10 protein-coding genes are annotated in these 11,675 nt (G+C 73.1%); all 10 read left to right on the plus strand.

From position 1 onward, the window contains the following. The first annotated feature begins 37 nt into the window (after positions 1-37). Entirely contained in the window at positions 38-913 is an 876-nt protein-coding gene (gene pdxY, locus LG379_RS04450) for a pyridoxal kinase PdxY (protein ID WP_225753388.1), read from the plus strand. Between the two features lie 2 nt (positions 914-915). Then, the gene (locus LG379_RS04455; RefSeq protein ID WP_225753389.1) at positions 916-1,473 is read left to right on the plus strand and encodes a YqgE/AlgH family protein; all 558 of its coding nucleotides are present in this window, start codon (positions 916-918) and stop codon (positions 1,471-1,473) included. A gap of 111 nt (positions 1,474-1,584) precedes the next feature. Further along, positions 1,585-3,111, plus strand: coding sequence for an EAL domain-containing protein (locus LG379_RS04460; protein WP_225753390.1), 1,527 nt, complete (start codon positions 1,585-1,587; stop codon positions 3,109-3,111). A gap of 88 nt (positions 3,112-3,199) precedes the next feature. Beyond that, positions 3,200-3,865, plus strand: a complete 666-nt coding sequence (locus LG379_RS04465) for a ThuA domain-containing protein (RefSeq protein WP_225753391.1) — start codon at positions 3,200-3,202, stop codon at positions 3,863-3,865. Then, entirely contained in the window at positions 3,862-4,836 is a 975-nt protein-coding gene (locus tag LG379_RS04470; RefSeq protein ID WP_225753392.1) for an aldo/keto reductase, read from the plus strand. Before LG379_RS04465 ends, LG379_RS04470 begins: the two co-directional genes overlap by 4 nt. A gap of 233 nt (positions 4,837-5,069) precedes the next feature. Continuing rightward, on the plus strand, positions 5,070-6,107 hold the full coding sequence (locus LG379_RS04475; protein ID WP_225753393.1) for a LacI family DNA-binding transcriptional regulator: 1,038 nt from the start codon (positions 5,070-5,072) through the stop codon (positions 6,105-6,107). 82 nt (positions 6,108-6,189) lie between these two features. Beyond that, on the plus strand, positions 6,190-7,536 hold the full coding sequence (locus tag LG379_RS04480; RefSeq protein WP_225753394.1) for an extracellular solute-binding protein: 1,347 nt from the start codon (positions 6,190-6,192) through the stop codon (positions 7,534-7,536). A gap of 62 nt (positions 7,537-7,598) precedes the next feature. After that, entirely contained in the window at positions 7,599-8,558 is a 960-nt protein-coding gene (locus LG379_RS04485) for a carbohydrate ABC transporter permease (protein ID WP_225753395.1), read from the plus strand. After that, the gene (locus LG379_RS04490) at positions 8,555-9,505 is read left to right on the plus strand and encodes a carbohydrate ABC transporter permease (RefSeq protein ID WP_225753396.1); all 951 of its coding nucleotides are present in this window, start codon (positions 8,555-8,557) and stop codon (positions 9,503-9,505) included. Before LG379_RS04485 ends, LG379_RS04490 begins: the two co-directional genes overlap by 4 nt. Next, complete coding sequence (locus LG379_RS04495; RefSeq protein ID WP_225753397.1) at positions 9,502-11,673, plus strand: beta-galactosidase; 2,172 nt, start codon at positions 9,502-9,504, stop codon at positions 11,671-11,673. The genes LG379_RS04490 and LG379_RS04495 overlap by 4 nt, the downstream gene beginning before the upstream one ends. The last annotated feature ends 2 nt before the right edge of the window (positions 11,674-11,675 follow it).

Consider the following 11,675-nt stretch of genomic DNA (forward strand, 5'->3'; position numbering starts at 1 on the left):
GCTGCCGGGCGGACCTCACGCGTCTAGCCTCGACGACGTGACCTCGACCGGCGGGGACCGCCCGCTCACCGTCCTGTCCATCCAGTCGCACGTGGCCTACGGGCACGTGGGCAACGCCTCCGCCGTGTTCGCGATGCAGCGCCTGGGGGTCGACGTGTGGCCCGTCCACACCGTGCAGTTCTCCAACCACACCGGCTACGGGCAGTGGAAGGGCCGGGTGTTCGACGGCCCGTCGATCGACGAGGTGGTCGAGGGGATCGCGGACCGCGGTGTGCTGCCGCGGTGCGACGCCGTGCTGTCCGGCTACCTGGGGTCCGCGGACGTCGGGCACGCCGTCCTGGCGGCGGTGGCGCGCGTGCGCGAGGCCAACCCGGACGCGGTGTACTGCGCCGACCCGGTCGTCGGGGACGTCGGCCGCGGGGTCTTCGTGCGTCCCGGCATCCCGGAGCTCATGCGCGACGTCGTCGTGCCCGCCGCCGACGTCGTGACGCCCAACCACTTCGAGCTGGACCACCTCACCGGCACGCGGTCGCGGACCCTGCCCGCGGTGCGCGACGCCGTCGCGGCACTGCAGGAGCGCGGCCCGGACGCGGTGCTCGTCACGTCGCTCGAGACGGACGACACCCCGGCGGACGCGGTGGACCTGCTCGCCGCGGAGGGCGACCGGGCGTTCCGGGTGCGCACCCCGCGGCTCGACGTGTCCGTCAACGGCGCGGGTGACGCCATCGCGGCGCTGTTCCTCGTGCACTGGCTGCGCTCGCGGTCCGTCGAGGTCGCCGTCCGGGAGTCGTCGTCGGCCGTGCACGCGGTGCTCGCCGCGACGGAGGCAGCGGGCTCGCGGGAGATGCTCCTCGTCGCCGCGCAGCAGCAGATCGTCGCGCCGGACGCCCTCTTCGACGTCGAGGAGCTGTAACCGTGGCCGACGCGCTGGACGGCCGGCTCCTCGTGGCGTCCCCGGCCCTGGGCGACGAGCGCTTCGCCCGCACCGTGGTGCTCCTCCTGCACCACGACGACGACGGCGCCTTCGGGGTGGTCCTCAACCGGCCGCTCCCGGTCCCGGTGGAGTCCGTGCTGCCGACGTGGCAGGAGGCGGTCGCGGCTCCCGGGACCCTCTTCCAGGGCGGGCCAGTGGGCCTCGACGGTGCCCTCGGTCTCGTGACGATCCCCGACGGCGCCGAGCTGCACGCCGGCGTGTCGCGGCTCGCCGGTCCGTTCGGCGTCGTGGACCTCGACGCGGACCCGGGGGAGGGTCCGCTCGGCGTGACCGGCATCCGCATCTTCGCGGGGCACTCCGGGTGGGGAGCGGGGCAGCTCGAGGGCGAGATCGCCGCGGGCGACTGGTACGTGCTGGACGCCGACCCGGCCGACGCCGTGACACCCCAGCCGGACGCGCTGTGGCGCCGGGTGCTGCGGCGGCAGGGCGGTGCGCTCGCGATCGTGTCGACGTTCCCGGAGGACCCGAGCCTGAACTGACGCGCCTGGGGCGGCCCTCACCCGCGACCTCACCCGCCCGCGCCGGGCGGCGGTGCGGCACCCGCGGCGCCGGAGGGTCGATGATGGAGACGACCGAGCGGGGGTGGGACCGTGATCGACGCAGCGACCGCTGCGCCGGCGCTCGTGGAGCGCCGGCTGCGCGCGGTCCTCGGCGACCCCGGGCTCGCGGGCGCCGTCCTCGACGTCCACCTGCAGCCCATCGTCGCCCTGCCCACCGGCGAGGTGGTCGAGATGGAGGCGCTCCTGCGCTGGGACGACCCCGTGCTGGGTCCCGTCGGCCCGGACGTCGTCGTCCCGGTCGCCGAGGCCACGGGGCTGATCCGCCCGCTGGGCCGCTGGGTGCTCGAGCGGGCGTGCGCCGCCGCCGTCCGCTGGCCCGTGCCGTTCGGCGCCGTGGAGCCGCCGCGTGTCGCGGTCAACGTCTCGCCCCTGCAGCTGTCGGACCGCGAGTTCGGCGACGACGTCGTCGCGGCGCTGCGCCGGACGGGGCTGGCGCCGACGCGGCTCGTCCTGGAGGTCACCGAGCAGGCCGGCGTGGCGGACCTCGCGTGCACGCAGGAGGTCCTGTCGCGGCTGCGCGGCCTGGGCGTGCGGGTCGCCCTGGACGACTTCGGTGCCGGTCGCACCTCGTTGACGCTCCTGCGGCAGCTCCCCCTGGACACCGTCAAGATCGACCGGACGTTCGTCTCCGGCGACGAGCCGGGCGCCGCCGAGGGCGTGCTGCTGCGCCTGCTCGTCGACGCGTGCCACAGCCTCGGCCTGGAGGTCGTGGCCGAGGGCGTGGAGGACGCGCGGCAGGCCACCACCGTGGCGTCGCTCGGGATCGACCGCGCACAGGGGTGGCACTTCGGGTACCCCGAGCCGGCCGCACGGGCCGCGGAGCACCTCGCGTCCTCGGCCGTGGTCGACCTGCCCCGGCGGCGACGGCGTGCGGGGGAGACCACCGACGAGTTCGTCGTCGTGACGGACCCGGACCGCACCGTCGTCTTCGTGTCGTCCGGCGTCTTCGACGTGCTGGGGCTGCGGCCGCAGGACGTGGTGGGCCGCGACGTCGCCCAGCTCCTGCACGCCGACGACGTCGGCCGGCTGCCGGACCCGGCGACGGTGCGCCCCGTGGAGCGGCTGCTGCGCGTCGCCCGACCGGACGGCGACGTGCGCTGGCTGCGCGTGCGCACCGCGGCGGCGGTCGACGCGTCGCAGGGCCCACGGGCGGTGAGCACCTGCCGGGACGTCACCGAGGCCGAGGCCGTGCGCCGGTGGGCGCGTGACGTCGAGCAGACCTTCCGCCGTGCCTTCGACGAGGCACCCGGCGGGATGAGCCTCACAGGTCTGGACGGGCGCATCCGGTCCGTCAACCGCGCCCTGGCCCGACTGCTGCTCCGGAGCGAGAGCGAGCTCGTCGGCCTGCACATCGACGAGCTCACCCACCCCGACGACCGCGCGGCGGACGGAGAGAACCTCCGGGCGCAGCGTGAGGGCCGCCGCGGCACCGTCACCGTGCGCAAGCGGTTCCTGCGCGCGGACGGCGCCCCGGTGCTCGTCGACGTCGTGGCGTCCGTCGTGCACACCGACGACGGCGCGCCGCTCGTCCTCGTCGCGCACGTCACCGAGGTCTGAGGGGTCGCGACCTGCGTCGACGGGGCCGGTGCGGGTCCGGCGGGCGCTCGGGTCGTGCGGGACGCCGCCCTGGGCGAGGATCCTCGTCGTGGCCCAGGTCCTCCTGTTCACCCGCACCACCGACTACCGACACGCGTCCATCGCGCACGCGGCGGACGTCGTCGGCGGGCTGCTCCGCGGCGACGGGCACGACGTCCGGCACACCGAGGACCCGACGGCCTTCCGCAGCGACGCCCTGGCGTCGGTAGCGCTCACCGTGTGGTTGTCCACCTCCGGGGACGTCCTCGACGACGAGGGTCGTGACGCCCTGGCCTCCTGGCTCGCCGACGGCGGCGCGTGGGCGGGCATCCACAGCGCGACGTTCAGCGAGCCCACGTGGCCGGAGTTCGAGCGGATCGCCGGCGCGGTCTTCACGGACCACCCCGACGTGCAGACGGCCACGGTGCGGGTGGTGGACGCCGGCCACCCGTCGACGGCGCACCTGCCGGCCGCGTGGCGGCACACCGACGAGTGGTACAACTTCCGGTCCCACCCCGCCGCCGACCGGACCGTCCTGCTCACCGTGGACGAGGCCGACTACGACGGCGGCAGCATGGGCGAGCCGCACCCGATCGCGTGGGCCGGGCCGTACGGCCGGGGCCGCACCTGGTACACGGCGCTGGGCCACGAGGCCGACGCCTACGACGACCCCCTGCTGCGCGCCCACCTGCACGGTGGCCTGCGCAGCGTGCTGAGTCCCGAGGAGGACGCATGACCACGAGCTTCGCCCCTGGGTCGGACGGCTGGATCCGCCCGCTGGGCCCGACCGGCCTGCACGTCTCCGCGGTGTGCCTCGGGGGCAGCCCGCTCGGCAGCATGCCGCAGCTCTACGGGCACGAGGTGACGGACGACGAGGGGGTGGCGACGGTCCGCGCCGTGCTCGACAGCCCGATCCGCACGATCGACACCTCCAACGGCTACAGCGACGGGGAGAGCGAGCGGCGCATCGGCCGCGCGCTCGCCGCGGCGGGTGGGCGCCCCGAGGACGTCGTCGTCATCACCAAGGTCGACCCGCGCGACCGGGACTACTCCGGGGACCGCGTGCGCGCCTCGGTGCAGGAGAGCCGCGAGCGGCTCGGTCTGGACCACCTGCCGCTCGTGCACCTGCACGACCCCGAGAACTTCCCGTTCGAGGAGATCGCGCGGCCGGGCGGGGCGGTCGACGCGCTCGTGGAGCTGCGGGAGTCGGGCGAGATCGGGGCCGTCGGCCTGGCCGGTGGGCGGGTGCAGGAGATGGCGCGGTACCTCGACCTCGGCGTGTTCGACGTCCTGCTGGTGCACAACCGCTGGACGCTGCTGGACCGCAGCGCGGGCGACCTCCTGCGGCAGGCGCAGGACGGGGGGCTGGGGATCGTCAACGCGGCGGTGTACGGGGGCGGGCTGCTCGCGGGAGGCGCGGCCGGATCGATGTACGGCTACCGCGAGGCGCCGCCCGAGGTCCTCGAGGCGGCGGAGCGCATGCGGGCGGTGTGCGAGCGCCACGGGACGGACCTGCGCACGACGGCGCTGCAGTTCTCGCTGCGGGACCCGCGCTTCGCGACGACGGTCGTCGGGATGAGCCGGCCGGAGCGGGTGGAGCAGACGGTGGCGGCGGCGTCGGCGGACCTGCCGGACGAGCTGTGGCCGGAGCTCGAGGAGCTCCTGCCGCCGGAGCGGACCTGGCTGGACGCGCCCCTCGGCGGGTGAGGGGTAGGACTCACGTGAGCAACGCGACGTGTGTTGATCCCGTCCGCTCGCGCTGCTGCCTGACGCCCCGCGAGTGCCCTGGACGTGCCTACTCGTGGCGCTGAACGGCGGCCGTCCGGCGCCGACGGGGACTTCAGGTCACGACTTCATCTCTGCTCTTGACGGCTGCATGATCGCGGCGTTGACTACGTAGTCATCAGGTTGACAGCGTAGTCAATGCGAAGGGGGGTGCCGTGACGGTCGACGCGGAACGCTCCCGGCCGCGGCCGGTGATGATGGACGTCGCCCGGCTGGCCGGGGTATCGCAGAAGACGGTGTCGCGCGTCATCAACGACGCACCCAACGTCCGCGACGACGTCCGCCGCCGCGTCACCGAGGCCATCGAGCAGCTCGGCTACCGTCCGAACGCCGCCGCCCGCGCGCTCGTCACCCAGCGCACCCGGGTCCTCGGCATCGTGACGCCCGGCACCGCCCTGTACGGACCCTCGGCGCAGCTCGTCGGCGTCGAGCGCGCCGCATGGGAGGCCGGGTACTCCGTCGTCATCGCCTCGACCGTCGACCCCTCGGCGAAGGAGCTGGAGCGAGCCGTCCGTCAGCTCCTGGACCACGGCGTCGACGGCCTCGTGCTCGCCAGTCCCGTCGTCTCCCCGTCCACGGCCGGCCTGCACCTGTCGCTCAACGGCGTGCCGGCGGTGTGCCTGGACCCGTTCGACGACGGCGCGTGCCCGGCGATCATGCCGGACCAGCGCACAGGGTCCCGAGCCGTCGTCGAGCACCTCCTCGGCCTCGGGCACGAGACGGTCTGGCACGTCGCCGGACCGACCGCCTGGTACTCCGCGGCGGAGCGACTCGCCGCGTGGCGCGAGGCCCTCGTGGAGGCGGGCGCCCCGGTGAACGAGCCGCTCGCGGGGGACTGGTCCCCGCACTCCGGGTACGAGGCGGGGCTGCTGCTCGCGGACCGTCCCGACGTGACCGCCGTCTTCGCGGCGAACGACCACATGGCGATGGGGGTCATGCGGGCCTTCTTCGAGCGGGGCCGCAGCATCCCCGAGGACGTCTCGGTCGTCGGGTTCGACGACGTGCCCGAGGCGGAGTACCTCCTCGTCCCGCTCAGCACGGTCCGGCAGGACTTCGGGGAGATCGCGCGCCAGGCGCTGAGCACGCTCCTCGCGGCCCTCGAGGGCGGCGAGGCCACGCCCGGTGTGACCTCCGTGCCGGTCGAGCTCGTCCCTCGGGCGAGCTCGGGCCCGGCACCCACGAACGCACGGTGAACCTGACCGGGATCCGGCGCATACAGGCCCAGGAGGGCCGACCGACAGCAACAGCTCACCTACGAGGAAGTTGGTAGAGACCATGCGGAGACTGCAGCGACACGCCGCACTCACGGCGCTGGCCGCCGTCGGTGCCCTCGGACTGGCCGCCTGCGGAGGCGGAGGCGACGGCGGGGACGGCGGAGCCGGCGAGGAGGTGGCGGAGGACGAGTTCGAGGAGGCGATGAGCACGCCGACCGAGCTGACCTTCTGGACCTGGGTGCCCGACATCGAGAACCAGGTCGACATGTTCATGGAGGAGTACCCGGAGATCGACGTCGAGGTGGTCAACGTCGGCCAGGGCGCGGACCACTACCAGCAGCTGCGGACAGCCATCGAGGCCGGTTCGGGCGCACCGGACGTCACGCAGATCGAGTTCCAGCACCTGTCATCGTTCCGCCTCGGCGAGAACCTGCTGGACCTCACTCCCTACGTCGGTGACCTCGAGGGCATGTACCCCGAGTGGGTGTGGACGCAGGTGAGCCAGGACGACGGCCTGTGGGCCATCCCGCAGGACACCGGCCCCATGGGCCACCTGTTCCGCGAGGACCTCTTCGAGGAGGCCGGCATCGAGGTGCCGACCACGTGGGAGGAGTACGCCGAGGCGGCACGCACCTACCGCGAGGCCAAGCCCGACAGCTACATCACCAACATGCCCGGCAACGACCCCGGCCAGTTCGTCGGGCTCCTCTGGCAGGCCGGCGCCCGGCCGTTCGGCTACGACGGCCAGGAGACCGTCACCATCGACCTCGACACCCCCGAGGTGGAGAAGGTCGTGCAGTACTGGGACGACCTCATCAGCGAGGACCTGGTCTCCGTCGACCCCGACTTCACCGACCAGTGGTACCAGGGCCTGGCCAACGGCAAGTACGCGGGCTGGGTGACGGCCGCGTGGGGGCCGGTGTTCCTCCAGGGCACGGCCGGCAACACGAGCGGCCTGTGGGGCGCGACCGAGATGCCGCAGTGGGAGGGCGGTGACCAGGCCGGCAACTGGGGCGGCTCGACCGACGCCGTCCTGGCGAGCACGGAGAACCCGATCGCCGCGGCGGAGCTCGCCCGGTGGATCAACGTGGAGCAGGAGCCGGCGATGCGCTTCGCGCAGGAGCAGTTCCTCTTCCCCGCGTCCACCGAGATCCTCGAGGCCGAGGAGTTCCTGTCGCAGGAGGCCGAGTTCTACGGCGGCGAGCAGGTCAACGCGCTGTTCGCGGAGATCTCGGAGGGCGTCGCCACCGACTTCGGGTGGCTGCCGTTCATGGACTACGCCTACTCCGCCTTCGGGGAGACCCTCGGCAGCGCGATCGCTGACCGCGGCGACCTCATGCAGGGCCTGCAGGACTGGGAGGCGGACCTCGTCGAGTACGCCGAGTCGCAGGGCTTCACCGTCGAATGACCCCACCGGTGGGCGGGCCGGCGACCCCGGCCCGCCCACCCCCACCCGGAAGGGGGACGACGATGTCCACCACCGAGATCCACCAGGGCGGCGAGCGGGCAGGCGCCCCGGGCACCGCGCCCGTCACCCGCCACGAGGGTCCCGGCCTGCGGCGCCGAGAGGCGCGGGCCGGCTACCTGTTCGTGCTGCCGTTCATGCTGGTCTTCGTCGCCATGCTCGTGGTGCCGCTGGTCTACTCCGGTTACCTGTCGTTCTTCCGCGAGCGGCTCATCGGCGGCGTCACGTTCGTCGGGCTGGAGAACTACGTCCGGGCCGTGCAGGACAGCACCTTCATCGGCGGCGTCCTGCGCATGGCGCAGTTCCTCGTCATCCAGGTCCCGGTCATGCTCGGCCTCGCGCTGGTCTTCGCCCTGATCCTGGACAGCGGACGCCTGCACCTGCAGCGGTTCGCGCGCCTGAGCATCTTCGTGCCGTACGCCGTTCCCGGCGTCATCGCGGCACTGATGTGGGGCTACCTCTACGGGCGTGACTTCGGTCCGTTCGCGCAGGCCGCCCGCGCCCTGGGAGGGTCGGCGCCGAACTTCCTGTCCCACGAGCTGATGCTCTACTCGATCATGAACATCGTGACGTGGAGCTTCGTCGGCTACAACATGATCATCCTGTATGCCGCGCTCCGGTCGATCCCGACCGAGCTCTACGAGGCGGCGAAGGTGGACGGCGCCGGTGAGCTCCGCGTCGCCTGGTCCATCAAGATCCCGGCGATCCGGCCGGCGCTGCTCCTGACGACGATCTTCTCCGTCATCGGGACGTTCCAGCTCTTCAACGAGCCGAACATCCTGCGCACCATCGCGCCGAACGTCATCGGGGTCGGCTACACACCCAACATCTACGCGTACAACCTGGCGTTCATCGGCCGCGAGGTGAACTACGCGGCCGCCATCGCGTTCCTCCTGGGCTTCGTGATCATGGTCGTCTCGTACGTCGTCCAGCTCCTCGCGCTGCGGAAGGAGCGTGCCTCATGACCTCCGAACCCCTGACCACCCGACCCGCCGCCGGACCGACCTACGACGCCCCGGCACCGCCCGTCGGCCGCACCCCTCGGCGTGGCCGGCGCCGCAGCGCCCAGGGCAGCCCCAGCTGGGTCCTCACGATCGCGATCCTCGCCGCCGTGGCGTACTTCCTGCTGCCGCTGTGGTGGCTGGTCGTCGCCTCGACCAAGTCGAACGCCGACCTCTTCTCGTCCTTCGGCCTGTGGTTCGCCGACGACATCAACATCGTCCAGAACCTCCAGGACGTCTTCACGTTCCAGGACGGGATCTTCCTCATCTGGGGGCGCAACACGATCTTCTACGCGGTGGCGAGCGCCGTCGGCGCGGCAGCCCTGGCGACCGCCTCCGGCTACGCGTTCGCCAAGCTGCGCTTCCGTGGGAGCACCGGCCTGTTCGCCGTCATCCTCGGGGCGATCATGGTGCCGCTCACCGCACTCGCCATCCCGACCTACCTGCTGTTCGCCCGCGTGGGCCTGACGGACACCCCGTGGGCGGTCATCCTGCCGTCCCTGGTCAGCCCGTTCGGCGTCTACCTCATGCGGGTCTACGCCGAGGGCGCCGTCCCGGACTCGCTGCTCGAGGCGGCCCGCATCGACGGCGCCAACGAGGCGCGGATCTTCTTCAGCGTCGCCCTGCGCCTGCTGGCACCGGGCTTCGTCACCGTCCTGCTCTTCGCGCTGGTCGCGACGTGGAACAACTACTTCCTCCCGCTGATCATGCTGAACAGCCCGGAGTGGTACCCGCTGACGGTGGGCCTGGCCCAGTGGCAGGCCACGTCCCAGGCGGGCTCCGGCTCGCAGGCCCTCTTCTCCATGGTGATCACCGGCTCGTTGGTCTCGATCATCCCGCTGATCGTCGCCTTCCTCTTCCTCCAGCGGTACTGGCAGTCCGGCCTCACCGCCGGCGGCGTCAAGCAGTGACCGCCCACGACGACGACCTCGGCTCCGACGACGCCGCGCTCTCCTCCCGGAAGGACACCTCCGTCATGCCCTCGCTACCCCGGCCCGTGCTCTTCGGCGCCGCGTACTACCACGAGTACCAGCCCTCCCCGCGCCTGGAGGAGGACCTGGACCTCATGCAGCAGGCCGGCTTCACCGTCATCCGCGTGGGGGAGTCGACCTGGTCCACGTGGGAGCCCGACGACGGCGTCTTCGACCTCGACTGGCTCCAGCCGGTGCTCGACGGCGCGCACGCGCGCGGCATCGCCGTCGTCCTCGGCACCCCTACCTACGCGGTGCCGCCGTGGCTGGCCCGCAAGTACCCCGAGATCGCCGCCGAGCGTCGCACCGGGCAGCGGATCGGCTGGGGCGCGCGTCAGGAGATGGACCTCACGCACGCGGCGTACCGCTTCCACGCCGAGCGCGTGATCCGCGCCGTCGTCGGGCGCTACCACGACCACCCCGCCGTCATCGGGTTCCAGGTGGACAACGAGCCGGGCCTGGAGCTGCTGCACAACCACGGCGTCTTCCAGGCGTTCGTCGACGACCTGCGCCGCACCTACGGCGACGTCGAGACGCTCAACCGGGAGTGGGGCCTCGTCTACTGGTCGCACCGGCTCGCGACCTGGGCGGACCTGTGGACCCCGGACAACAACGTCCAGCCGCAGTACGACCTGGCCTGGCGGCGCTTCCAGGCCAGGCTCACCACCGAGTTCATCGCGTGGCAGGCGGGCATCGTCCGGGAGATCGCCGGCCCGGAGAAGTTCGTCACCACCTGCATCGCCTACAGCCGCCCGGCGCTGGACGACCGGGGCCTCATGGAGGACCTCGACGTCACGGCGGGCAACCCCTACTACGCGATGCAGGACGCCCTGGAGGTCCCGGGGGTCGAGGGCGCGCCACAGGGCTGGGCGACGTCGGGCACCTGGAGCGTCTTCCAGAGCGCGGACCGCATGTACTCCTCCCGGCAGGAGCCGTTCCTCGTCACCGAGACCAACGCGGGCTCGATCGGCGGGCCGTCGATGAACTTCCCGGCGTACGACGGCCAGTGGCGCCAGGTCGCGTGGGCCATGGTGGCCCGCGGCGCGCGCATGATCGAGTACTGGCACTGGCACACGCTGCACTACGGGCACGAGACCTACTGGATCGGCGTCCTGCCGCACGACCAGCGCCCGGGGCGCGTCTACGAGCAGCTCGCCCAGCTCGGCGGCGAGCTCCAGGCCGCCGCCGACGACGTCGCGGGCCTCGTGCCCGACGCGGCCGTCGGCCTCCTGTGGTCGAACGCCTCCCTGTGGGGGCTCGCCGGCCAGCCCGCGCTCGCGGACGGCGCCGAGCCGGACGCGGACTCGTACCGCCACATCGTCGGCGCCTTCTACCGCGGCGCCTTCGAGGCCGGCGCCCCGGTGCGCATCCTCCACGACACGCAGCTGAGCGACGACGCCGAGGACCTCCGGGATCCCGCCGAGGTCGCCGCGGAGCTGCCGGTGCTCCTGGTGCCGGGGCTCTACATCGCGTCGGACCACCTCCTCGGCTGGCTGCGCCGCTACGCCGAGGCCGGCGGGCACCTCGTGCTCGGCCCTCGCACGGGGTACGCCGACACCGGGGCGCGTGCGCGGCTCGAGGTCAAGCCCGCCCTGCTCGCCGAGGCGGCGGGCGTCAGCTACCAGGAGTTCTCCAACCTCGGCGCGCCGCTCGCCGTCCGGGCTGCCGACGGCGGCCCGGAGCTGCCGGCGGGCTGTCACGCCACCGGCTGGGTGGACGCGCTGCAGGCCGACGGCGCCGCCGTCCTCGTGCGGTACGAGCACCCTCACCACGGACGCTTCCCGGCCGTCGTGCAGAACGCGGTCGGGGACGGGCGCATCACCACGGTGGGCACCGTGCCCGACCCCGCGTTCGCCCGGGCGCTGCTGGAGTGGGCCGCGCCCGCGGGGGAGGACCCGTGGCGGGGGCTCGCACAGGGCGCGGTGACGGTGACGTCTGCGACGACCGGCGACGGCCGGCGGCTGCGCGTGGTGCACCACTGGTCGTGGGGCACCGCCGGCGTCGTGGTGCCGACGGCGGTGCGCGACGTGCTGAGCGGGACGACGACCGATGCGGGCGGCGCGCTGGAGCTCGGCGCGTGGGACGTCCGCGTCCTGATCGAGGAGTGACC

Origin of the sequence: Actinotalea sp. Marseille-Q4924 (genome assembly GCF_916618755.1) — a bacterium.
Classification (GTDB): domain Bacteria; phylum Actinomycetota; class Actinomycetes; order Actinomycetales; family Cellulomonadaceae; genus Actinotalea.

Bases quoted from the DNA above. Each gene is read 5' to 3' on its own strand.
- LG379_RS04470 (WP_225753392.1), top strand. From the start codon at position 3,862: ATGACCACGAGCTTCGCCCCTGGGTCGGACGGCTGGATCCGCCCGCTG.
- LG379_RS04480 (WP_225753394.1), top strand. From the start codon at position 6,190: ATGCGGAGACTGCAGCGACACGCCGCACTCACGGCGCTGGCCGCCGTC.
- LG379_RS04490 (WP_225753396.1), top strand. From the start codon at position 8,555: ATGACCTCCGAACCCCTGACCACCCGACCCGCCGCCGGACCGACCTAC.
- LG379_RS04485 (WP_225753395.1), top strand. From the start codon at position 7,599: ATGTCCACCACCGAGATCCACCAGGGCGGCGAGCGGGCAGGCGCCCCG.